Origin of the sequence: Streptomyces sp. NPDC091377 (assembly GCF_044757045.1) — a bacterium.
GTDB lineage: Bacteria > Actinomycetota > Actinomycetes > Streptomycetales > Streptomycetaceae > Streptomyces.
The window spans coordinates 150,123-173,935 of record NZ_JBIVUE010000018.1 but is presented as its reverse complement, the minus strand read 5'-3'; the positions used below and the strand labels follow the sequence as shown (position 1 = coordinate 173,935).

The 23,813-nt window shown below is 72.3% G+C and carries 18 protein-coding genes; 7 read left to right on the top strand and 11 right to left on the bottom strand.

The annotated features are described in order from the left end of the window. Positions 1-91 precede the first annotated feature (91 nt). The 4 genes from ACIQNG_RS31360 to ACIQNG_RS31345 form a co-directional block, all read right to left on the bottom strand. Entirely contained in the window at positions 92-595 is a 504-nt protein-coding gene (locus ACIQNG_RS31360) for a TetR/AcrR family transcriptional regulator (protein WP_401489672.1), read from the bottom strand. 133 nt (positions 596-728) lie between these two features. Then, entirely contained in the window at positions 729-1,190 is a 462-nt protein-coding gene (locus ACIQNG_RS31355; protein WP_401489664.1) for a DUF4260 family protein, read from the bottom strand. 197 nt (positions 1,191-1,387) lie between these two features. Beyond that, complete coding sequence (locus ACIQNG_RS31350) at positions 1,388-1,690, bottom strand: hypothetical protein (RefSeq protein ID WP_401430298.1); 303 nt, start codon at positions 1,688-1,690, stop codon at positions 1,388-1,390. A gap of 104 nt (positions 1,691-1,794) precedes the next feature. Then, positions 1,795-2,718, bottom strand: a complete 924-nt coding sequence (locus ACIQNG_RS31345) for an oxidoreductase (protein ID WP_401489662.1) — start codon at positions 2,716-2,718, stop codon at positions 1,795-1,797. 212 nt (positions 2,719-2,930) lie between these two features. Between ACIQNG_RS31345 and ACIQNG_RS31340 the strand changes: the two genes are divergently transcribed. Then, positions 2,931-4,094 carry an alkaline phosphatase PhoX gene (locus tag ACIQNG_RS31340; RefSeq protein WP_401489660.1) on the top strand — a complete coding sequence of 388 codons (1,164 nt, stop codon included), beginning with the start codon at positions 2,931-2,933 and terminating at the stop codon, positions 4,092-4,094. A 119-nt stretch (positions 4,095-4,213) separates the two neighbouring features. Next, positions 4,214-5,182 carry an SMP-30/gluconolactonase/LRE family protein gene (locus ACIQNG_RS31335; protein ID WP_401489658.1) on the top strand — a complete coding sequence of 323 codons (969 nt, stop codon included), beginning with the start codon at positions 4,214-4,216 and terminating at the stop codon, positions 5,180-5,182. 55 nt (positions 5,183-5,237) lie between these two features. Here ACIQNG_RS31335 and ppdK read toward each other — a convergent pair whose 3' ends face one another. Both ppdK and ACIQNG_RS31325 read right to left on the bottom strand, forming a co-directional pair. Then, positions 5,238-7,943, bottom strand: a complete 2,706-nt coding sequence (gene ppdK, locus ACIQNG_RS31330; RefSeq protein WP_401430306.1) for a pyruvate, phosphate dikinase — start codon at positions 7,941-7,943, stop codon at positions 5,238-5,240. A gap of 456 nt (positions 7,944-8,399) precedes the next feature. Beyond that, a complete protein-coding gene (locus tag ACIQNG_RS31325) occupies positions 8,400-9,761 on the bottom strand; it encodes an ROK family protein (protein ID WP_401489656.1) in 1,362 nt (453 codons plus the stop codon). 121 nt (positions 9,762-9,882) lie between these two features. Here ACIQNG_RS31325 and ACIQNG_RS31320 point away from each other — a divergent pair, with 121 nt between their 5' ends. The 3 genes from ACIQNG_RS31320 (at position 9,883) to ACIQNG_RS31310 (ending at position 15,158) form a co-directional block, all read left to right on the top strand. Then, positions 9,883-11,430, top strand: a complete 1,548-nt coding sequence (locus tag ACIQNG_RS31320) for an MGH1-like glycoside hydrolase domain-containing protein (RefSeq protein ID WP_401489654.1) — start codon at positions 9,883-9,885, stop codon at positions 11,428-11,430. Then, positions 11,427-13,376, top strand: a complete 1,950-nt coding sequence (locus ACIQNG_RS31315; RefSeq protein WP_401489652.1) for a glycogen debranching N-terminal domain-containing protein — start codon at positions 11,427-11,429, stop codon at positions 13,374-13,376. The genes ACIQNG_RS31320 and ACIQNG_RS31315 overlap by 4 nt, the downstream gene beginning before the upstream one ends. Positions 13,377-13,532: 156 nt before the next feature. Continuing rightward, complete coding sequence (locus ACIQNG_RS31310) at positions 13,533-15,158, top strand: CDP-alcohol phosphatidyltransferase (RefSeq protein WP_401489650.1); 1,626 nt, start codon at positions 13,533-13,535, stop codon at positions 15,156-15,158. Positions 15,159-15,206: 48 nt separating this feature from the next. Here ACIQNG_RS31310 and dusB read toward each other — a convergent pair whose 3' ends face one another. Continuing rightward, entirely contained in the window at positions 15,207-16,361 is a 1,155-nt protein-coding gene (gene dusB / locus ACIQNG_RS31305; RefSeq protein WP_401430316.1) for a tRNA dihydrouridine synthase DusB, read from the bottom strand. Positions 16,362-16,843: 482 nt separating this feature from the next. Here dusB and ACIQNG_RS31300 point away from each other — a divergent pair, with 482 nt between their 5' ends. Then, the gene (locus tag ACIQNG_RS31300) at positions 16,844-18,307 is read left to right on the top strand and encodes an MFS transporter (protein ID WP_401489648.1); all 1,464 of its coding nucleotides are present in this window, start codon (positions 16,844-16,846) and stop codon (positions 18,305-18,307) included. A 55-nt stretch (positions 18,308-18,362) separates the two neighbouring features. Here the strand turns inward: ACIQNG_RS31300 and ACIQNG_RS31295 are convergent, their stop codons facing one another. Next, entirely contained in the window at positions 18,363-19,904 is a 1,542-nt protein-coding gene (locus tag ACIQNG_RS31295) for an MFS transporter (protein ID WP_401489646.1), read from the bottom strand. Positions 19,905-19,955: 51 nt separating this feature from the next. Between ACIQNG_RS31295 and ACIQNG_RS31290 the strand changes: the two genes are divergently transcribed. Next, complete coding sequence (locus tag ACIQNG_RS31290; protein ID WP_401489643.1) at positions 19,956-20,651, top strand: TetR/AcrR family transcriptional regulator; 696 nt, start codon at positions 19,956-19,958, stop codon at positions 20,649-20,651. Between the two features lie 36 nt (positions 20,652-20,687). Here ACIQNG_RS31290 and ACIQNG_RS31285 read toward each other — a convergent pair whose 3' ends face one another. The 3 genes from ACIQNG_RS31285 to ACIQNG_RS31275 all read right to left on the bottom strand — a co-directional run bounded on the left by ACIQNG_RS31285 (position 20,688) and on the right by ACIQNG_RS31275 (position 23,540). Further along, positions 20,688-21,656: a zinc-binding dehydrogenase gene (locus tag ACIQNG_RS31285; protein WP_401489641.1), complete on the bottom strand. Its 969-nt coding sequence runs from the start codon at positions 21,654-21,656 to the stop codon at positions 20,688-20,690. 256 nt (positions 21,657-21,912) lie between these two features. Next, positions 21,913-22,503, bottom strand: coding sequence for a TetR family transcriptional regulator (locus ACIQNG_RS31280; protein WP_401489639.1), 591 nt, complete (start codon positions 22,501-22,503; stop codon positions 21,913-21,915). 26 nt (positions 22,504-22,529) lie between these two features. After that, positions 22,530-23,540, bottom strand: a complete 1,011-nt coding sequence (locus tag ACIQNG_RS31275; protein ID WP_401489637.1) for an aldo/keto reductase — start codon at positions 23,538-23,540, stop codon at positions 22,530-22,532. Positions 23,541-23,813 lie beyond the last annotated feature (273 nt).

Here is a 23,813-nt window from a genome sequence, read left to right as displayed (position 1 = left end):
CAAAGGCCCGATCACCGCCCACGCCTGATCAGTCACTTCATGACGACGCACCACGAACGGGCTAACGACCCACCGACATTGCGGACACCCCCTAGTCCTCCAGGGCCGTGACACCGGCCCGCCAGGCGGCGGTCAGGTCGACGCCGTGGGGAAACCGGCCGTGGATCTCCAGGACGACCATGCCGTGGGCGAAGGCCCAGACCGCGCGTGCCCGGTCCATGTCGAAGTCGCAGGCCCTCAGCAGGGGCATCGCCGCCCGCTCCTCCAGCCCTTCGGGCAGCGCGTGCCGGGGCAGCGGGCCTTCGGTGGCCAGGCAGTAGAGGTGGGGGTGGGCGAGGGCGTCGGCGCGGTAGGCGTCGGCCAGGGCGGTGAGCGGGGTCGGGGCGCCGGTGCGCAGGTAGAGGGCCTCCGCCGCCTCCATCGCCTCCGCCGTCTCCAGGAGGCTCAGGGCGATCAACTCCACCTCGACGGCGGCCTTGTCCGGGAAGTGCTTGTAGAGCGAGGGCGCCTTGATGCCCAGTTCGTCGGCGAGGGCGCGCATGGTGAGGGCGGCGGGCCCGGACTTCTCGACCAGGGCCCGCGCCGCGCCGACGATCTCCCGGGCGCGGGGGGTGAGCCGGTCGGGCGCCTCGGCGGCCCCGCCCCGGCCGGTGCCGGTGCCCGTGCCCGTGCCCTCAGCGCCGTTCACGGCGTTCGTGCGGTTCGTGCCGCCGGTGCTTCGTCGCCGCTCAGCCACGCTGGAATCCGTCCTTGGTGCGCAGTCCGTACCCGAAGGCGCGATCGTACGAGATGTGGGCGAGCCAGGCGCACAGCGCGGCGAAGAGCGGGGCCCATTCCTTGGGCGCGGTGAAGGAGTAGAGGACGGCGAGGCTGAAGGGGATCACCGCGCGGTGGGCGAGGTTGTAGGAGGGGACGGCCCGGGGCGGGAGCTGTCCCTTGGCGAGCTTCGGGACCTCGCGGACGGAGATCAGCATCGTCAGATCGGGGGCCACGGCGAACAGTGCCGCCATCAGCACGGCCGGCCAACCGTGGTTGATCCCCTCCAGGACCGCGAAGGCCGTCCAGAAGAGGGCGAGGGCGAGCCACAGGGCCCGGCGGGGTGCGCTGAGCGAGGGGGACGCCGTCCGCACGGCGGGGGCGGTGGCGTGCGGCGGGATCCGGGTGGGGTCGAGGAGCGCAGGGGTCTTCATGGTCGGCCCTTCCGTGGCTAACATCGTTAGCTCCACTCTAGGGCTAACACCGTTAGCCGTCAATGACGTCGAAGACGCCGAAGGAACCGAAGGAACCGGAGATACCCAAGGAACCGAAGGAACCGAAGGAGCCGAACAACACGAGGGGCGGGCTGCGCGACCCTCCGCGCAGCCCGCCCCCGCGACCGTGACAGGTCCTACACCGTGCTCGCGATCCAGCCCACCGTCTCGGTGGTGTGCGGGCCGTCCGAGAGCGCCCTGCCGCTGCCCACGAGTTCATTGATGCGGATCTTGAAGCCGGTGGTGGTGACGTCGGCGATGCGCAGCCCCGGGGTGTCGGGCCCGTTGAAGGTCTGGACGAACGGGATCACCACGACCTCGGCGCCCGAGGGGAACGGCGAGGCGAACGTGACCTGGGTGAAGGTCGAGGTGTCCCCGCCCGTGGTCGTCGTGGCGCTGGAGGAGCCCAATTGCAGCCTGCCGGTCTGGAGCATGCTCATGACTTTCCGCCTCTCGCTGAACGGCCCGCCTCCCATGAGACGAGCGGACGGGAGATGCCCGGAAGGACCCGCGTTTAGAGCGGGAGTCACCGATGCGAGGTAATTCAAGGGATTTCGGGCGTGACTCCCGTCAGCCGGGCCGACTCCTCCCAGAGGGCCTCGGACATCCGGTCGTCCAGGGTCCAGGGGGCCCGCCAGGAGGGGGCGGGATCACCGCGCCACATCAGGAAGGACGGGCCGGTGAAGGAGTCGGGGCGTACGCCGGGCGCGGTGGCGGCGTACAGCAGCGGCAGGGTGCCGGCCTCCGCCGACTGGGCGATGAGGTGGAGGCCCGCGCGCATCACCCGTTCCCTCCCCGGCCGCCCTTCGGCGCGGGGCGCGGCGAGGGAGAGGTTGGTGGCGGCGTACCCGGGGTGCGCGGCGGCGGCGATGACGTCGGACCCCGCGTCGGCGAGGCGGCGGGCCAGTTCGTGGGTGAAGAGCAGGTTGGCCGACTTGGAGCGGGCGTACGCGACCCAGCGCCGGTAGGAGTGCGGTCCGCTCCGCGCCTGCCGGGGGTCGGCGTTGGCGAGGGCGTGCAGCGGGCTGGACACGGTGACGACACGGGCGCCCGGCGTGGCGAGCAGCCGGGGCAGCAGCAGTCCGGTGAGGGCGAAGTGCCCGAGGTGATTGACGCCGAACTGGGTCTCGAACCCGTCGGCGGTGGTGCCGTAGGGCAGTGCCATGAGGCCGGCGTTGTTGAGGAGCAGGTCCAGCCGGTCGTAGGGGAACCGCTCGACGAACGTCCGGACGGACGCGAGGTCGCCGAGGTCGAGCCGGAGCAGGTCCACGTCGGCCTCCGGTACGGCGGCGCCGATGCGTTCGACGGCCGCCCTGCCCCGTACCTCGCTCCGGCAGGCGAGTACGACCCGGGCCCCTTTGCGGGCGAGTTCGCGCGCGGCCACGAAGCCGAGCCCGCTGTTGGCCCCGGTGACGACGGCCGTACGGCCCCGCTGGTCGGGCAGGTCGGCCAGGCTCCAGCGCTCCATGACAACGCTCCTTCGCGGTGTGCGGGGCGAGCTGATGGATGATCAGCTTACGAGGGCGCCGGCGGCTCCGGGCCGGCGACGCGAGGGGGAACCCGCCTCCCTTCCGTCACGGCATGTACATGACCTGTCCACGCCGCTCCTCTAATGTCCCGGAGCGCACGACCCCGTCGCCGACCGGCGGCGGGGCGGTCACGGCACCTTCTGGAGTGAGAGTGGAACGTCGCAACCTCCTGCGCGCGGCCGTCCTCGGCGGCTCGGCGGCGGCCTTCGGCGGCAGCCTGTGGCGCGGCGCGGCCCACGCGGCCCCCGCCCAGCCCGGCACCGGCCCCTACGGACCCCTCGGCGCCCCGGACGCCCACGGCATCAGACTTCCGGCCGGGTTCACCGGCAGGGTGATCGCCCGTTCCGGCCAGGCGGTCCCCGGCACCTCCTACACCTGGCACAACGCGCCTGACGGCGGCGCCTGTTACGCGGACGCCGGGGGCGGCTGGATCTATGTCTCCAACTCGGAGATCAACCCGTCCGGCGGGGTGAGCGCGGTGAGGTTCTCGGCGGCGGGCACGGTCACATCGGCGTACCGCATCCTGTCCGGCACCCGCACCAACTGCGCGGGCGGCGCGACCCCGTGGAACACCTGGCTGTCCTGCGAGGAGGTGTCCCTCGGATACGTCTACGAGACCGACCCCTGGGGTGCGAAGGCGGCGGTGCGCCGGGATGCCATGGGCCGCTTCAAGCACGAGGCGGCGGCGGCCGACCCGGTCCGCCGGGCGGTGTACCTCACCGAGGACGAGTCCAACGGCCGCTTCTACCGCTTCGTGCCGGCGACCTGGGGCGACCTCTCCGCCGGGACCCTCCAGGTGATGGTCGCGGGCAGCGCCACGTCCGGCTCCTTCACCTGGGCGGACGTCCCCGACCCGGACGGTTCCCCGACCACCACCCGCACCCAGGTCCCGGGGTCGAAGTCCTTCAACGGCGGCGAGGGCTGCCACTACACCGACGACACGGTGTGGTTCACGACCAAGGGCGACAACCGCGTCTGGCAGCTGAACCTGACCGACAGCACCTACGAACTGGCCTACGACGACTCCCTCGTCACCTCCGGCACGGCCCCCCTCACCGGCGTCGACAACATCACCGGCTCGTCCTCCGGCGACCTGTTCGTGGCCGAGGACGGCGGCACCATGGAGATCTGTGTGATCACCCCGGACGATGTCATCGCCCCCTTCCTCCGCGTCGACGGCCAGTCCGCCTCCGAGATCACCGGCCCGGCGTTCTCCCCCGACGGCAGCCGGCTGTACTTCTCCAGCCAACGGGGCACGAGCGGCAGCTCATCGGGCGGAATCACCTACGAGGTACGGGGCCCGTTCCGCACCTAGGGCCCCGGGGACGGTGACACGGTCGGGAACTCTGCCCGGGGCGGGGCCGTTCACTGGTCCCACCCGTTTGACCGGTCCCATCCGTTCCGCACCCTCTCCCCCACCCGGAGGCAGGAACCATGACCCGGAACCACCTCTCCCGACGCACCTTGCTGACCGGCACGACCCTGGCGGCCGTCACGGCACTGACAGCGGCGGGCCCGGCGGCTGCCGCTCCCCGCGCCACGCCCCGGACCGCCACCGGTGGCCCGGCCTGGCCGACGGAGTTCCCCCTTCCCAACGGCTTCCTCCCCGAGGGCATCACCATCGGCAGCCGCCCGTACGCGTACATGGGCTCCCGCGCCAACGGCGCGATCTACCGCACCGACCTGCGCACCGGCGAGGGCGGCATCCTCCACGCGGGCGCCCAGGGCACGGCCGCCATCGGCCTGAAGCTCTCCTCGGACGGCCTGCTGTACGTGGCGGGCGGCGCGTCCGGCACGGCACGGGTGGTGGACGCCCGCACGGGCGAAGCGCGGACCACCCACACCCTCACCACGGCCACCCCCACCTTCATCAACGACGTGATCCTGACCCCCGACCGGGCCTGGTTCACGGACTCCCGCAACCCGGTCCTGCACGGCGTCCCCCGCGCCGGAAGGCCCGGCACGACCCGCACGCTCCCGCTGACCGGCGACTGGACCCAACTCCCGGACGTCAACAACGCCAACGGTGTCGTGACGACGCCCGACGGCAAGGGCCTGATCGTCGTGCAGAGCACCCCGGGCGCCCTCTACCACGTGTCCCTGAGGACCGGGTCCGCCACCCGACTCACCCTCGTCGGCGCGGACTCGGTGGTCAACGGCGACGGCCTGGTCCGCAGGGGCGGCACTCTCTACGTGGTCCAGAACCGCCTCAACCGGATCACCGCCTGGACCCTGGACCTCCCCCGGGCCCGCGCCACCCTCCACCGCACCCTCACCGACCCCCGCTTCGACGTCCCCACCACCGCCGCCCACCACGCCGGCCGCCTCTACCTCGTCAACGCCCGCTTCACGAGCCCCCAACTCCCGGACACGACGTTCAACGGGGTGGCGGTACGGCTGTGATGTGCGCGGAGGCGCCCTGATCCGCGGCGCCGCGCGTTCTCGCCCCGGCGGGGGCTCAGCGGTGGTCGCTTCCCTTGGAGTCGGACGCCGCCCGGCCGGCTTCCAGGCGGGCCACCGGGATGCGGAACGGGGAGCAGGAGACGTAGTCCAGGCCCACCTCGTGGAAGAAGTGGACGGACTCCGGGTCGCCGCCGTGCTCGCCGCAGACGCCGAGCTTGAGGTCGGGGCGGGTCGCGCGGCCGGCCTTCGCCGCCAGTTCCACCAGCGAGCCCACGCCGTCCTTGTCGATGGTCTCGAACGGGGACACCCCGAAGATGCCCTTCTCCAGGTAGGCCGTGAAGAAGGACGCCTCCACGTCGTCGCGGCTGAAGCCCCACACCGTCTGGGTGAGGTCGTTGGTGCCGAAGGAGAAGAACTCGGCCGCCTCCGCGATCTGACCGGCGGTCAGGGCCGCGCGCGGCAGCTCGATCATCGTGCCGATCGACAGCTTCAGATCGGTGCCGGTCGCGGCCTCCACCTCCGCGATCACCTGGTCCGCCTCCTCCCGTACGATCTCCAGCTCCTGGACCGTGCCCACCAGCGGGATCATGATCTCGGCGCGCGGGTCGCCCTTCGCCGCCTTGCGGGCCGCCGCCGCCTCGGCGATGGCCCGGACCTGCATCGTGAAGAGGCCGGGGATGACCAGGCCGAGGCGGACGCCGCGCAGTCCCAGCATCGGGTTCTGCTCGTGCAGCCGGTGGACCGCCTGGAGCAGCCGGAGTTCGTTCTCGTGCGGCTCCTGGCGGGACTCGGCCAGGGCCACCCGGACGGACAGCTCGGTGATGTCGGGCAGGAACTCGTGCAGCGGCGGGTCCAGGAGGCGGACGGTGACCGGGAGGCCGTCCATCGCCTCGAAGAGTTCCACGAAGTCCTGCTTCTGGAGCGGCAGCAGCCCCTTCAGGGACTCCTCGCGCTCCTCGTCGTGGTCCGCCAGGATCAGCCGCTCCACCAGTTCCCGCCGGTCGCCCAGGAACATGTGCTCCGTACGGCACAGCCCGATGCCCTGCGCGCCGAAGCGGCGGGCCCGCAGCGCGTCCTCGGCGTTGTCCGCGTTGGCGCGCACCCGCAGCCGGCGCTTGCGGTCGGCGAAGGCCATGATGCGGTGCACCGCCTCCACCAGTTCGTCGGCGTCGTCCGCGCCCGCGTGCATCCGGCCCTCGAAGTACTCGACCACCGGGGACGGCACCACCGGGACCTCGCCCAGGTAGACCTTGCCGGACGAACCGTCGATGGAGAGGACGTCGCCCTCCTCCACCACATGGCCGCCGGGGACCGTCATCCGCCGCCGTTTGGTGTCGACCTCCAGTTCCTCCGCCCCGCAGACACAGGTCTTGCCCATGCCGCGCGCGACCACGGCCGCGTGGGAGGTCTTGCCGCCGCGCGAGGTGAGGATGCCCTCGGCCGCGATCATGCCGTCCAGGTCGTCGGGGTTGGTCTCGCGGCGGACCAGGATGACCTTCTCGCCCGAACGCGACCACTTCACGGCGGTGTACGAGTCGAAGACCGCCTTGCCGACGGCCGCGCCCGGCGAGGCCGCGATGCCCCGGCCGACCTGCTGGACCTTCGCCTCGTCGTCGAAGCGGGGGAACATCAGCTGGGCGAGCTGGGCGCCGTTGACCCGTTGGAGGGCCTCCGCCTCGTCGATGAGGCCCTGGTCCACGAGCTGGGTCGCGATCCGGAAGGCGGCACCGGCGGTGCGCTTGCCGACCCGGGTCTGGAGCATCCACAGCTGTCCGCGCTCGATGGTGAACTCGATGTCGCAGAGATCCTTGTAGTGGTTCTCCAGGGTCTCCATGATCTGCATCAGCTGGTCGTACGATTTCTTGTCGATCGACTCCAGCTCGGCGAGCGGGACGGTGTTGCGGATTCCCGCGACGACGTCCTCGCCCTGGGCGTTCTGGAGGTAGTCGCCGTAGACGCCCTGGTAGCCGGAGGCGGGGTCGCGGGTGAAGGCGACCCCGGTACCGGAGTCGGGGCCCAGGTTGCCGAAGACCATCGAGCAGACGTTGACCGCGGTGCCGAGGTCGTGCGGGATGCGCTCCTGGCGGCGGTAGAGCTTGGCGCGGTCGCCGTTCCAGGAGTCGAAGACCGCCTTGATGGCCAGGTCCATCTGCTCCCGGGCGTCCTGCGGGAAGTCCCGGTCGGCCTCGGCCTTGACGATCTTCTTGAAGGTGGTGACCAGGTTCTTCAGGTCGGCGGCCCCCAGCTCGGTGTCGACCGTGACCTTCTTGGCCGCCTTCGCCTTCTCCAGCGCCTCCTCGAAGAGGTCGCCGTCGACGCCGAGGACGGTCTTGCCGAACATCTGGATGAGCCGGCGGTAGGAGTCCCAGGCGAACCGCTCGTCACCGGCCTGCTGGGCGAGGCCCCGCACGGACCGGTCGGAGAGTCCGATGTTGAGGACGGTGTCCATCATGCCGGGCATGGAGAACTTGGCGCCGGAGCGTACGGAGACGAGGAGGGGGTCGTCGGCCTGGCCCAGCTTCTTGCCCATGCGCTGTTCCAGCGCATCCAGGTGGGCCGTCACCTCGTCACGCAGTGCCGCGGGTTCCTTGCCGCTGTCGAGGTAGACCTTGCACGCCTCGGTGGTGATGGTGAAGCCGGGCGGAACCGGAAGGCCGAGATTGGTCATCTCCGCGAGGTTCGCGCCTTTACCGCCGAGAAGGTCCTTCAGGTCCTTGTTGCCCTCGGTGAAGTCGTAGACGAGCTTCTGATTTTCCGACACGGTCCCAACTCCTAGAGGACGCGGTAGCTGCCCTGACGGCGAGGAACATACCCAGATCCAAGGCGTCTGGGGAGGTCTGCTTACGTGTCATGTGTTCGTAACCGGGCATCTGCCACAGGATCGAAAGTCAAGGCTGGGCAAGAAATCGCGGAATCATGTGTTCACTTCTTGAAGCCGCTCGACATCGGACACCCAGGAAAACGCTCACATGAGCGGGTATCCTCACGTCTGATTTCGATCGATGAACGATCAAAGGGTGGCACTCAGTGCCACTCTTTGGAGAAGTGCACCCACTCATAACCTGCTCATCTGAGCATCACCCCTATCAAGGGTGGCGAGAATCACGCCCTTCCGGGTGCCGGAAGTTCACCATGCGGACCGGCGACCGGACGGCGCAAAGGGGAAGAAACCTGCCGCTTACCTGACGATCGGTGCCTTACACCCCTGATCGTGCGCTCAGACCCCGAGCGCCCGCAACCGCTCCTCGGCCCGCTCGGGCGCGTACAGGTGCTCCACCACCAGCGCCCCGGCCCCCGTCAGCGCCGCCCGCTCCCCCAGCCGCGAGGTCACCACCTCCAGATGGGCGGTGGAGCGCGGCAGCGCCCGCTGGTACAGCAGCTCGCGCACCCCGGTCAGAAACGGTATGCCGGCCAGGTCCCCGGCGATCATCAGCACGCCCGGGTTGAGCAGCGTCACCACCGTCGCCAGCACCTCCCCCACACTGCGCCCCGCGTCGCGGGCCAGCGCCGCCGCCTGGGGATGCCCGGCCGCGAGCAGTTCCCGCACGTCCGAGCCGGAGGCCGCGGGCACCCCGGACTCGGCCAGCCGCCGGGCCACCGCGCCCCCACTGGCGACCGCGGCCAGACAGCCGTACGAACCGCAGCGGCACAGGACGCCCGCGCCCTCGGGCACCCGGATGTGGCCGATGTCGCCCGCGCCGCCGTCGACGCCCCGGAACAGCGCCCCGTCGACCACCACCCCGGCGCCTATCCCGGTGGAGACCTTGACCAGCACGAAGGCCGCGCAGCCGAGGTGCCCGGCGCGCTGTTCGCCGTACGCCATCAGATTGGCGTCGTTGTCGACCAGGACCGGCACCGGGAGGGTGGAGCCGGTGTGGTCGGCGAAGGAACGGGCGAGGCGGCCCCTTATGTCGTAGCCGTCCCAGCCCGGCATGATCGGGGGCTGGACCACCCGGCCGGTCCGGCTGTCGACCGGGCCGGGCACCGCCAGCCCGATCCCGCACACCTCCTCGGCCCGCCGGTCCGCCTTGCGCAGCAACTCGGCGAACCAGCCGCCGAGTTCACCGAGGACCGCCTCCGGGCCGTCCTCCACCACCAGCGTGCCACCGGTCTCCGCGAGGAGTTCACCGGTCAGCGAGAGCAGGGCCACGCGCGCGTGCCGGGTGTCGAGGTCGGCGGCCAGCACCACCGCGTGCCCGCCGTCGAACTCCAGGGTGATCGAGGGCCGTCCGCCGAGCGGGGAGTCGACCGGACCGCCGGCGCCCTCGCGCAGCCAGCCCGCACGGAAGAGCCGGTCGAGCCGCTGGCCGACCGTGGCCCGGGAGAGTCCGGTGACCTGCTGGAGCGCGCCGCGCGTGGTCGCCCGTCCACTGCGGACCAGCTCCAGCAGGTCACCGGCGCTCGCCTGAGCACCGGCCCGCTGCGCCCCGCTCCGCGGTGCCGCGCCCTGCCCAGCCGCGCCCTGCCCGGCCGCGCCCTGCGCAGTCGCGCCCTGCCCGGCCGCGCCCTGCCCGCCCCCGCTCCGCTGGGCCCCGCTCCGCTCCGTGCCGGTCCGCCGAGTCCCGCTCCGCCCGGTCATGCGCACCCCCTTGTGTTTCCCAACTCTGCATTACATAGTGAGTTTTGCGTGTTAAATAGACGTAACTCTACGGTAGCCGGGGCCGAACCGCCCCGGCCGTGACGTCTTCGGGGAGCCCCGAGTGGATCGCACCGCCCAACTCACCGCCCGACCAGCGCCGCGGGAGATCGCATACGATCCGCCGCCGCCCGGCTCCGCGCAGGCCGAGGCCGCCCGGGTGCTGGCGGTCAACTGGACGGGTACGTCCACCGTTCCCTCGCACGGGTTGTATCCGCACCAGTGGTCCTGGGACTCCGCGTTCATCGCGATCGGCCTGCGCCATCTGTCGCCGTTACGGGCGCAGACCGAGCTGGAGACCTTGTTCGCCGCCCAGTGGGGCGACGGCCGGATCCCGCACATCGTCTTCAACCCCTCCGTCCCCGACGACGTCTACTTCCCGAGCCCCGACTTCTGGCGCTCCTCGACCGTCGGCCGCGCCGCGGGCGCCCCGCGCACCGTACAGACGTCCGGGATCGTGCAGCCACCGGTGCACGCCCTCGCGGTCTGGCTGGTCCACCTCGCCGACCCCGGACTCTCCCGGGCGCGCGGCTTCCTGGCCGGGATGTACCCCAGGCTGGCCGCCTGGCACCGCTATCTGCTGCGCCATCGCAACCTCGGCGGCGCGGGCCTCGCCTCCATCGTCCACCCCTGGGAACAGGGGATGGACAACAGCCCCTGCTGGGACGCCCCCCTCGCCCGGGTCACCCCGGCCCCGGCCCGCTCCTTCCGCCGCGCCGACCTCGACCACGGCGCCCCCGAGGACCGGCCGACGGACCTGGACTACGGGCGGTACGTACGGCTCGCGGCGGAGTACCGGGACGGGGGCTACGCGGACCGGCACGTCGTCCGCCACGACGGGCGGGGTGCCGGCCACGGCCACGGGGGCGCCCACACCGCCGGCGGCGGGGGCTTCGCCGTGGAGGACCCCTCCTTCAACGCCCTGCTCATCGCCTCCGAACACGCCCTCGCGCGGATCGCGGGCGCGCTGGGCGCGAGCGGTACCGCGCGGCACGCGCGCGCGGGACGCCTCACCGAGACCCTCGTCGAGCGGCTGTGGGACCCGGCCGCCGGGATCTTCTTCTGCCGCGACCTCTACGGCGACGGCCCCGGCGCCGGGGGCGGCGGTGAGGGGGGCGGTGAGGGGGGTGCCCTGGTCCGGGAGCGGGCCGTCACCGGGCTGATCCCGCTGCTGCTGCCCGCGCTGCCGCGCGAGATCGCCGCCGCGCTGGTGGCCACGCTCGGCGGCCCGCACTTCGGGCTGGGCTCGACCACCCGGCTGCTGCCCAGCTACGACCTGCTGGGCGAGGCGTTCGACCCGCAGCGCTACTGGCGGGGCCCGGCCTGGTTCAACACCGGCTGGCTGGTGGAGCGCGGACTGCGGCTGCACGGCCGGGGCGAGCGGGCGGACGCGCTGCGGGCGGCGCTGGTGACCACCGCGCTCTCCTCCGGCTTCGCCGAGTACGTCGACCCGTACACCGGTGAGGCGTGCGGCGCGGCCGGCTTCGGCTGGACCGCCGCGCTCACCCTCGACCTGCTGGAAGCCGACGGCACGCCCACGGCGGGGAACAGCACCGCAGCGACGACCACCGCCAGGAACAGCACCACCGCAAAGGGAGGCGAACGGGGATGACGGACCGACAGCATCTGCTCGTGCACGGCGGGACGTTCGCGGCCGTCGACGACAGCGGGGACATCAGCGGGGTACGGCACGGCGGCTCCCCCGAGGGCCTGTTCGTGCGGGACGCCCGGCATCTGAGCCGCTGGCAGCTCACGGTGGACGGGGCGGTGCCCGAGACCCTGGCGCCGGTCACCGACGCGGACACCGCCCGCTGCGTCCTGGTACCGCGCGGCGGGCGCACCGAACCCCCCGCGTGCACGCTGTTCCGGGAACAGGCCGTCACGGAGAGCGCGTTCGTGGAGTCGCTGCGGGTGACGAGCAACCGCCCGGTGCCGGTCACGGTCCGGCTGGCGCTCACCGTGGACGCCGACTTCACCGACCAGTTCGAACTGCGCTCCGACCACCGTACGTACGCCAAGGTCGGCGCCGTACGGCACCGGACCGTCCTGGACGACGGGGTCGAGTTCGGGTACCGGCGCCGCGAGTGGCGGTCGTCCACGACGGTGACGGCCGAGCCCGCGCCGGACGCCGTGGAGGAGACCGGCACCGGGGCCCGGCGCCTGGTGTGGACGCTGGAGCTGCCGCCGCACGGCACGGCCGAACTGCTGCTGCGGGTGATGGCCCGGCCGCACGGGGAGAAACGGGCGCTGCGGGTGCCGCGTTCGCCGCGCGCGGTGACCGAGCAGGTACGGGCGCGGGAGGCCGCGTTCATGGAGGGCGTGGCCTTCCCCACCGGCTGGCCCGAACTGGCGGCGGCCTGTACGCGCGGCCTGGCGGACCTGGCCATACTGCAGGTACCGGCGACCGGACCGGACGGCGAGGAGCTGCGGGTCCCGGCGGCCGGGGCCCCCTGGTTCCTCGGACTGCTCGGCCGGGACGCCCTGCTGACCTCCCTGTTCACCCTCCCCTACCGTCCGGGGCTCGCCGCCGCCACGCTCCCGGCGCTCGCCGCCACCCAGGCGACGGAGACCGTCACCGACGCGGTCGCCCAGCCCGGGAAGATCGTGCACGAGGTGCGCCACGGCGAACTGGCCCACTTCGGGCAGGTGCCGTACGGGCGCTACTACGGTTCGGTGGACGCGACCCCGCTCTTCCTGGTGCTGCTGGGGGCGTATGTCGAGCAGACCGGTGACAGCGCGCTGGCCCGCCGCCTCGAACGGCACGCCCGCGCGGCCGTCGGCTGGATGCTGGACCACGGCGGGCTGACCTCGCGCGGCTATCTCGTCTACCGCGCCGACCGGGGCGGTCTCGCCAACCAGAACTGGAAGGACTCCCCCGGCGCGATCTGCTCCGCCGACGGCACCCGGCCCACCGGACCGGTGATGGCGGCGGGCGCGCAGGGCTACGCGTACGACGCCCTGCGGCGCACCGCGTGGCTGGCCCGCACCGCCTGGGGCGACGAGGTGTACGCGGCCCTGCTCGAACAGGCGGCGGCCGATCTGCGGGACCGGTTCCAGCGCGACTTCTGGATGGCCGAGCGGGCGTTCCCCGCGCTGGCGCTGGACGGCGAGGGGCGTCCGGTGGACGCGCTGGCCTCAGACGCCGGGCATCTGCTGTGGTCCGGGCTGCTCGACAAGGAGTACGGGGAGGTGGTGGGGCGCCGGCTCCTGGAGTCCGACTTCTTCTCCGGGTGGGGTGTCCGCACGCTGGCCGCCGGGCAGCCGGCGTACCACCCGTTGTCGTATCACCGGGGATCGGTGTGGCCGCACGACAACGCGCTGATCGCGCTCGGGCTCGCGCGGTACGGGCTGCATGACGAGGCGCGGGCCGTGGCACAGGGCGTCGTGGCCGCGGCCGGGGCGATGGGCGGCCGGCTGCCGGAGGTGTTCGCGGGGTACGAGCGGGGCGGGGAGCGGGATGGGGAGGGGGCGCCGGTGCCGTACGCGCACGCGTGTGTGCGGGAGTCCCGGTCCGCGGCTGCGCCCCTGGCCCTGTTGACCGCGGTGGGAGGTGTGTAGGCGCCCCCCGGGGCAGGGGTGTCGACGCGTGGGCGGGTGCGGGTGGGGTGTGATGGAGCGCGCGGTTCCCCGTGCCGCTGACGGGCGTCGGTGAACATCCCGGGTTCCTCTTCCGTACGGAGATCGGTCGGGTTTCCGTACGGGAGGGGGTGGCCGGTGTCGGTTCGCGGTGGGGTCGGGGCGGGGGCCGCCGGGCTGTGGCTGTTCGGGGTGCTGCTGGTGCCGGACGCGCTGGAGGATGTGACGCCGGGGCTGTGGGCGCGGATTCCGGGGGAGGCGGTGGTGGGGGCCGCCGTCCTGCTGATGCTGCCGCGCCGGGCGCGGGGGTGGGCGGCCGGGGTGTTCGGGGCGGTGCTCGGGGCGCTGGCCGTGGTGAATCTGCTGGACATCGGGTTCGGGGAGTACCTGGGGCGCGGCTTCAACCCGGTGCTGGACTGGGGGCTGCTGGACGACGCGCGGTCCTACCTGAGGGACACGACGGGGCCCGGGACGACCTGGCTGGCCACCGCGGGGGCCGTGCTGCTGCCGGTGGCGCTGGTCGTCGGGACGGCGCTGGCCGCCGTACGGCTGAGCCGGCTGCTCGGGTGTCATCCGGCCGTCGCCAACCGGAGCACGCTGCTCGCCGCCACCGCCTGGATCACCTGTGCCGGTCTCGGTGTCCAGCTCGGCGGGGCGCCGGTGGCCGCCGACCGGGCCAGGGAGACGCTGGAGTCGAAGGCGCGGACGGTGCGGTGGACGCTGCGCGACGAGGCGGCGTTCGCGCGGGAGGCGCAGACCGACCCGTTCGGGGCGACACCGGGCGGCGAACTGCTGCCCGCGCTGCGGGGCAAGGACGTCGTGTTCGCCTTCATCGAGAGCTACGGCCGTACCGCCGTCGAGGACCCGGCGATCGCGCCCGGTGTCACCGCGACCCTGGACCGCCGTGAGCGGGCCCTGGAGGCGTCGGGCTACCGGGCCCGGAGCGGCTGGCTGACCTCGGCGACCTTCGGCGGCAGCAGTTGGCTCGGGCACTCCACCTTTCTGTCCGGGCTGTGGGTCGACAACCAGGCCCGCTACCGGACGGTGACCGCCGGGGACCGGCTCACGCTCACCGGGGCGTTCCGGAAGACCGGCGCGTGGGACACGGTCGGGGTGATGCCGGGGGTGCAGAAAGCCTGGCCGGAGCAGCGGTTCTTCGGTCTGAACACGGTGTACAACGCCTTCGGACTCGGTTACGAGGGGCCCAAGTTCGGCTGGTCGACCATGCCGGACCAGTACGCGCTGGAGGCGTTCGAGCGGCTGGAGCACGGGCGGGAGCGGGACCGGCCGCTGATGTCGGAGATCATCCTGACCTCCAGCCATCAACCGTGGGCGCCGGTGCCGGAGATGGTCGACTGGGACGATCTGGGGGACGGTTCCCGCTTCGAGAGCATCGAGCGGGCGGGGCACCGGTCCTCCGAGATCGCCGCGGACGCCGGCCGCTCCAAGGAGGAGTACGGGCGGTCCATCTCCTACTCGGTGACCAGTCTGACCGAGTGGCTGGAGCGGTACGGCACCGACGACACCGTCCTCGTCTTCCTCGGCGACCACCAGCCGCTCGCGAAGGTCACGGGCCCGCAGCCGAGCCGGGATGTGCCGGTGTCGATCGTCGCCAAGGACCCGAAGGTGCTGGAGCGCGTCGAGGGGTGGCGCTGGACGGAGGGACTGCGGCCCGGGGAGGGGGCGCCGGTGTGGCGGATGAGCGCGTTCCGGGACCGCTTCCTGACGGCCTACGGGTCCACGCCGCGGCCCGGTGGCAGCTGAGCCGTCGGCCTGGGGGAGGCGGTCCGTCGGCCGGGGGGAGGTGGTCCGTCAGCCTCCGGAGGTGTCCAGTTCCGCGTCCTCGCCGACGCCCGCGCAGTCGTACGGGTCCTTCAGCCAGCCGTCCGGCAGCACGACCCGGTTGTTGCCCGAGGTCCGCCCGCGCGGGCCGTCCGCGCCGGTGGGCCAGGGCTGGTCCAGGTCCAGTTCGTCGAGCCCGGCGCGCAGTTCGGCGAGCGACGAGGTGATCGCGAGCCGCTTGCGCATCTCCGAGCCGACCGCGAACCCCTTCAGGTACCAGGCGACGTGCTTGCGGAAGTCGATGACACCGCGCGACTCGTCCCCGATCCACTCCCCGAGCAGGGTGGCGTGGCGGAGCATGACGTCGGCGACCTCCCGCAGCGCGGGACGCGCGACGGCCTCGGTCCGTCCCTCGAACGCGGCGACCAGGTCGGCGAAGAGCCAGGGGCGCCCGAGGCAGCCGCGCCCGACCACGACCCCGTCGCAGCCCGTCGTACGGACCATGCGCAGGGCGTCCTGGGCCGACCAGATGTCGCCGTTGCCGAGGACGGGGATCTCCGGGACGTGTTCCTTGAGCCGGGCGATGGCGTCCCAGTCGGCGGTGCCGCCGTAGTGCTGGGCGGCGGTACGGCCGTGCAGGGCGATGGCGGTGACGCCCTCCTCGACGGCGATACGGCCGGCGTCGAGGTAGGTGAGGTGGCCGTCGTCGATGCCCTTGCGCATCTTCATGGTGACGGGCAGGTCCCCGGCGCCGGTGACGGCCTCGCGGAGGATGGCGCGCAGCAGGTTGCGCTTGTAGGGCAGGGCGGAGCCGCCGCCCTTGCGGGTCACCTTGGGGACCGGGCAGCCGAAGTTGAGGTCGATGTGGTCGGCCAGACCCTCCTCCGCGATCATGCGGACGGCCTTGCCGACGGTGGCCGGGTCGACCCCGTAGAGCTGGATCGAACGCGGTGTCTCGGTCGCGTCGAAGTGGATCAGCTGCATGGTCTTGTCGTTGCGCTCGACCAGCGCCCGGGTGGTGATCATCTCGCTCACGAAGAGGCCCTTGCCCCCGCTGAACTCCCGGCACAGGGTACGGAAGGGCGCGTTGGTGATCCCGGCCATGGGGGCCAGGACGACGGGCGGCAGGACAGTGTGCGGACCGATCCGCACCGGCGGCTGCGCGGGGGTGACGGGCGTGGACATTCCTCCATTGTGCCGGGTGGGGGGGGTGGGGGGCACATGGGTGGGGGCGGCTTCGGTGGGGGGCTTGGGTGGGGGGCTTGGGTGGGGGGCGGTTTAGGCCCGGGGGCCCCGGGGGCCGCTGGAGCGCGGGGGCCGCCGGGGCGCGGGGGGCGTCCGGGCGCGGGGCCGACTGACCGGGGGCCACTCGGACGCGGGTGAGGCCGCTGCCCCCGGGAGGGGCCGCCGGGGCGGGGGGCTTGGGCGGGGGCCGACTGGCCGCGGGGAGGGGGGCCGCTCGGGCGCGGGTCGGGCCGACTAGCCCCCCGGGGGGGGCTGGCACCGGGAGGGGCTGGCCGGGTGCGGGGGCGGCTGGACGTGGGTGGGGTCCGACTCGGCGCTGGGGGCCGCCGGGCCGCGGGTGGGGCCTGGCCGTGGGTGGGGCACTCCGAACCCGCATATTCGTTAGTTAGCCGCACTATCGATAGCGGCGTACGATGGTGCCTATGCCTGAGCTCAGCTCTCGCCGTCGGATGCTGGTGCTCGCGATCTGCTGTATGAGCCTGCTGATCGTGAGCCTGGACACCACCGTGCTGAATGTCGCGCTCCCCTCCATGGCCCGCGATCTGGACGCCGGCACCTCGGGGCTCCAGTGGACGGTCGACGCGTACACGCTGGTCCTCGCCTCGCTGCTGATGCTGGCCGGCTCCACGGCCGACCGGATCGGCCGCAAACGGGTCTTCATGGCGGGCCTGATCATCTTCACCCTGGGCTCGGCCCTCTGCTCGGTGGCGCCCGACCTGGAGACCCTCGTCGTCTTCCGTATGATCCAGGCGGTCGGCGGCTCGATGCTCAACCCGGTCGCCATGTCGATCATCACCAACACCTTCCTCGACCCGCGCGAACGCGCCCGCGCCATCGGTGCCTGGGGCGCGGTGGTCGGTATCTCCATGGCGGCAGGCCCGATGATCGGCGGAGTGCTGGTGGAGGCCGTGAGCTGGCGGGCGATCTTCTGGATCAACCTGCCGGTGGGGCTCGCGGCGCTGCTGCTGACGCTGCGCTACGTCCCCGAGTCGCGGGCCGCGAAGCCGCGCCGCCCCGACCCGGTCGGACAGGTGCTGGTCATCCTGCTCTTCGGCTCCCTGACCTACGCCATCATCGAGGCGCCCGCCGCCGGCCTCGGGTACGTCCTTCCCTTCGCGGCCGTCGCCCTGTTCGCCCTGCTGGCGCTGCTGCACTACGAGCCACGGCGGGCCGAGCCACTGATCGATCTGCGGTTCTTCCGCTCGGCGCCGTTCAGCGGGGCGACGGTCATCGCGATCAGCGCGTTCGCCGCGCTCGGCGGTTTCCTGTTCCTGTCGACGCTGTACCTCCAGAACGTCCGGGGGCTCGACGCGCTCCACGCCGGACTGTGGATGCTGCCGATGGCCGTGCCCACCTTCGTGTGCGCCCCGCTCTCCGGGCGGCTGGTCGGCAACCGGGGGCCACGGGTGCCGCTGCTGATCGCCGGGGTGGCGATGACGGCGGGGGCGCTGATGTTCGCCGCGTTCCAGGCGGAGACCTCCGATCTCACCCTGCTCCTGGGATACGTCTTGTTCGGCATCGGATTCGGCTTCGTGAACGCCCCCATCACCAACACGGCGGTGTCCGGGATGCCGGTCGCCCAGGCCGGGGTCGCCTCCGCCGTCGCCTCCACCAGCCGCCAGCTCGGCACCACGCTCGGCGTCGCCGTGGTCGGCGCGGTACTGGCGACCGGGCTGGGAGGCGCGTCGTACGCCACGGCGTTCGTCGGCGCCGCACGGCCCGGATGGTGGGTGCTGGTGGGGTGCGGTGTGGTCGTCCTGGTGGTGGGCCTGCTGACCAGCGGGCGCTGGGCCCGCGCCACGGCCGACCGGTGCGCCACCCGGCTGGAGGCCCCGGAGGTACGGGGTGTGGTGGGGGCGCGGAGCGAGAGCCGGGGCGGGCGCTGAGGCCGGTGAGCGCCGCTGATCGCCCCGCTGAGCCGGTCTCTGCGGACGGGGCCGGTCACTCCCTCGGGGCGGCCCGGTGGTCCCGGGTGAGGGTGCGCCAGGCGATCGCCGCGCCCAGCAGGGCGAAGGCCGCGCAGATCAGCATGGCCAGGGACTGGGAGCGGGTGAAGGCGGTATGGGCGGCGTCGATCAGACGGCCGTGGTCGGGTGAGAGGCCGCTGAGGGTGTTGCCGAGGGACGTTCCCGGGCGGACACCCAACTCCGGGTCGGCGAAACGGTGGTACGCGGTGGTCACCACACTGCCGAGGACGGCCACGCCCAGGGCGATGCCCAGTTGCTGATGGGTGTCGTTGAGGGCCGAGCCCATGCCCGCGCGGTCCGGGGGCACGGCGCCCAGCACCGTGGAGTGGACGGCCGGTGACGCGAGGCCCGATCCCGCTCCGGCGAGGAACAGCCCCGTCGCGACCAGCGCGTACCCACTGGTGGGCGTCAGCAGCGCCAGCACGACGAAACCGGCCGCCGTGACCAGGAACCCGGTGACGATCGCCCACCGCGCCCCGATCCGGGCCGGCAGCCGGGCGCCGACGGGCGAGCCGAGGACCACCCCGGCCGCCAGCGGCACGATCGCCAGCCCCGCCTCCACCGGCGAGTAGCCCTTCACATGCTGGAGATGCTGGGTCAGCACGAACAGCACACTGCCGGTGCCGATCGCCAGCACCGCGACCGCCGCGCTCGCCCCCACGAACGTCCGGTCCCGGTACAGCCCCGTGTCGATCATCGGTGACGCCGCGCCGCGCTGCCGTATCCCGAACACCGCCGCGCCCAGCAGGGTCAGGCACAGTGCCCCGAGCACCTGCGGTGACAGCGGGCCGTGGTCCGGGGCGAGGATGATCGCCGCCACGAACGAGCCCATCGCCAGCGTCATCGCCGCCGCCCCCGCACCGTCGACGGCCCGGTGCTGCCGGTCCCTCGACTCCGGGACCAGGCGGACGATCAGCACGATCGCCAACGCCGCGAGCACCGCGTTGATGACGAAGATCCCGGGCCAGCCCCAGCGGTCCACCAGCGCTCCCCCGACCAGCGGGCCCGCCGCCATCGCCGCCGAACCGACCGCCGACCAGACCGCGAACGCCTTCACCCGCTCCTCGGCGTCGAAGGTGTGCACCAGGATCGCCAACGTGCCCGGCATCACCAGCGCCGCACCCACGCCCATCACCGTCCGCGCCCCGATCAGCCAGGGCGCGGAGGGCGCGCACGCCGCCACGACCGACGTCAGCACCAGGATCCCGAGCCCGATCACCACGGCCCGCCTGCGTCCGTAGCGGTCGGTGATCAGCCCGGCGGCCACCAGCAGCCCCGCGAAGACCACGACGTACGAGTTGACCGTGGCCTGCAACTCGGCCGGGCCCGCCCCGAGATCGTCCTCGATGGTCGGCAGCGCCACATGGAGCACGGTGTTGTCCACCACGATCACCATGAGCGCCACACACACCGCCGCCAGAATCACCCACCGCCGAGGATCGCGGCCGACGGCCCGCCCGGAAGCGGGCGCCGGATCGCGCCGGGCAGCGTTCTTCCCCTCTTCTCCTACAGTCATGGACTGAACCATACAGTGTTGGATTAATTCAGCGCCGATAGACTGCCGGGTGTGGTTGCCAAAGGGGAGAACGAGACGCCGGGCGCGGTGTGGTTCCGCACGCCCCAGCGCCGCCGCAGGACGCCCGCACTGAGCCGGGACCGGATCGTCGCCGCCGCCGTCGAACGTCTCGACCGCGAGGGGATCGACGGGCTGAGCCTGCGTAAGATCGCCGCCGATCTCGACGCCCACGCGACCAGCCTGTACTGGCACGTCCCCACCAAGGGCGACGTCCTCGACCTCGCCGTCGACGAGGTGTTCGGCGAGATCGCCCTCCCCGACGGCCATCCGGCGATGGACTGGAAGGAGGTCGTCCTGGCCTATATGCACCAGCTCCGCGCCATGCTGCTGCGGCACCCCTGGGCCGCCTCGCTCGCCGGCACCCGGCCCCTCGCCGGACCCCATGCCCTGGAGCGCTCCGAAGCGGTGTACGCGGCGCTGGCCCGCGCCGGGTTCAGCGGGGCCACGCTCGCCGCGGCGGCGGCCGGGGTGTCGAACCTGGTCATCGCCACGGCCGCCACGCAGGCCGCCTGGGCTTCCCGCCCCGAGTCCGACAGCCGGGACGCGCTGAGGTCACTGATCAGCGAGCGCCAGGACCGCTACCCCACCCTCGCCGCCCATCTGGAGGGTGTTCTCGGTGACTGGGAGAGCCAGTTCGAGATCACGGCAAGGGTGTTCATCGAGGGACTCGACACCGAGCGCCGGTGACACGACGGGCGTTCCCGCCTCGGCTGGAGCCGTCTCTCAGATCAGCAGCAGGGACTTGCCCACCGTCGTGCGGTCGGCCAGGGCTTCGTGGGCCCGGGCCGCTCCGGCCAGGGGGTAGGTGGTGCCGATGGTCGGGCGGAGGGTGCCCTCGGCCACGCGCCGAAGGGCCTCGGCCAGCAGGCCCCGCACGGTCTCGTCGTCGGGGGAGCCCGCCTCCAGGGCGTTGACCGCCGTGACGTCCCGCTGCCGTGCCTGGTCGGGGTCGATATCGGCCAAGGCCCCGCCTCCGCTGCCGTAGGTGATGAATCGGCCGCCCTTCCGCACCGTGTCGAAGACCTCGCGGCCCAGTGCGCCGCCCGCTCCGTCGTAGGCCAGGTCCACCCCCGCTCCCCCCGTCGCCTCCACGACCCGCTCCCGCCAGCCGGGCTCCGCGTAGTCGACCGTGACCTCCGCGCCCAACTCCCTTGCCAGGCTGAGCTTTCGCTCGCCCCGCGCCGCCCCGATCACCCGGGCGCCCGCCTCCTTGGCCAACTGCACCAGCAGGGAGCCGGCACCCCCGGCCGCCGCCGCGACCAGAACCCACTCGCCTCTCTGGGGCTCCCCCTCGGCCAGCAGCATCTGGGCGGTCACCCCGTCATGGAGCAGCGCCGCCGCCTCCGGGGACGCCACCCCCTCGGGAACCTCCACCAACTCCTCGGCCTCGGCCACCATCCGCTCGGCATAACCGCCCACGCCCCGGGCCAGGACATGACGCCCCACCAGACCGGTGTCCACCCCCGCCCCGACCGACAGCACCCGTCCGGCACCCCCGCCGCCGGGGATGTACGGCAGCTCCAGCGGAAAGTACTCCCCGCCCCAACCCGCTCTCAGCAAGGTGTCCAGGTAGATCACATCGGCCGCGACCATCGCCACCACGACCTGCCCCGGACCCGCCACCGGATCCGCGGTCTCCCTCACCACCAGCACTTCCGGTCCGCCGAACTCCCGCACCTGGATCGCACGCATCGGGACCACCGCTCCTCACCATCTGGGCCATCGGCCATCAGGCATCAGCCATCCGACATCAGCCATCCGACATCAGCCATCGGGCATCACCCATCCGACATCAGGCATCGGCCATCGGCCATCAGGTATTAGCCATCGGGGACATATGAGTCGACCGACCTCCCTCCAACGTAGAACCTCAAGGAAAGTTGAGGTCAAGAGCGGAGGGAGGGCGGAGCGTGCCGGTGGTCGATGTGTGTCCCGGCTATCTGCTGCGCTACCTGCTGCGCAGGCCCCTCAGCAGCAGTTCCAGCATCGCCTCCAGCTCCGACTCCACCTCGGGACGGACCCACTCCGTCGCGTAGCACGGGTCGTGGAAGCGGCCACTGGCCTGGAAGACCGCACGGGCCGTGATCTGCTCGTCGTCGGCCGTGAACGTGCCCGCGTCCACGCCGTCGTGGACGATCCTGGTCAGTTGGGCCGTGAGGTCCGTGATGTGGTCCTCCACCGCCTGGACCGATTCATCGACCAGCACCATGTAGGTGGCGAACAGCTCGGGGTCGTCGCCCGCCTTGCTGCGCTTGGCGTCGAACAGGGTCCGCAGCCAGATACGCAACCGCTCCTCCGGGTCGCCCTCCCGGCCGGCGATCACGGACAGCGCCTCCGACGTACGGTCCAGCCAGCGCTTGGTGACCGCCTCGCGCAGCGCCGCCTTGGTGCGGAAGTGGCGGTAGACGCTGCCGTGGCTGACCCCGAGCGCGCGGGCCACGTCGACCACGGTGGCCTTGGCCGGTCCATGGCGGCGCAGCACCTCCTCGGTCGCCTCAAGGATGCGCTCGGCGGTGAGGGTCTGGCTGGTCGGTGGCATGACACTGACGGTACCTGGCGGCCGGATCAGCGCTCGCTGTCGAGGTGGTCCATCTGTCCCTGCGGATAGCGGTCACCCGCCGCCGCGCCGACCGGCACCGCCCGCTCGATCGCCGCGAGGTCCGACTCGTCGAGCGTGACGTCCAGCGCGCCCAGCGCCTCGGTCAGCCGGTCCCGGCGGCGGGCGCCGACCAGCGGCACGATGTCCTCGCCTCTGGAGAGCACCCAGGCGATGGCGGTCTGGGCGACGCTCACACCCTTCTGCTCGGCGATCTTCCGCAGGGCGTCCACCAAGCCCAGATTGTGCTGGAGGTTCTCGCCCTGGAAGCGCGGGGACTGGGCCCGGAAGTCGTTGGCCGCGAGGGGGCGGTCGGCCGTGAAGTGGCCGGAGATCAGCCCGCGCGAGAGCACGCCGTAGGCCGTGACGCCGATGCCCAGCTCTCTGGCGGTCGGCAGGATCTCGCCCTCGATGCCGCGCGAGATCAGGGAGTACTCGATCTGGAGATCCGAGATCGGGGCCGTAGCGGCGGCCCGGCGAAGGGTCTCGGCGCCGACCTCGCTGAGGCCGATGTGCCGGACGTGCCCCTTCTCCACCAGTTCCGCGATCGCGCCGACCGTCTCCTCGACCGGGACGTCGGGGTCGAGGCGGGCGATGCGGTAGATGTCGATGTGGTCGGTGCCGAGGCGCTGGAGGGAGTAGGACACGAAGTTCCTGACCGCCGCCGGGCGGCCGTCGTAGCCGCTCCAGCCGCCGTCCGGGTCGCGCAGGGCGCCGAACTTCACGCTGGTCAGGGCCTGTTCGCGCAGGGCCGCCGGGGCGGTGCGCAGGGCCTCGCCGATCAGCAGCTCATTGTGGCCCATGCCGTAGAAGTCGCCCGTGTCGAGCAGGGTCACACCGGCCTCCAGGGCCGCGTGGATCGTCGCGATGGACTCCGCCCGGTCCGCGTCGCCGTACAGCGCGGACATGCCCATGCAGCCGAGGCCGAGGGCGGAGACCCGGGGGCCGGTCGTACCGAGAGTGCGCGTCTGTGTGCTCATGACTCCACGATCGCACGACAGCTGACAGATTTCAATATCTGTCAGCTGTCATTTGTCAGCCCCCCCTCATCCACCAGCTCCCATCCACCAGCTCCCATCCACCAGCCGCCAGCCGCCAGCCGTCACCTGTCATCCGCCAGCAGTCATCCACCAGCCGTCATTCACCATTCACCAACCGTCAGCCGCCATCCGTCACCCACCCTCGACCTCTCATTTGGTCCAGACCTCTTGACTAAAGGTCTGGACCAAGCGCACTGTCATGCCTACGACAGA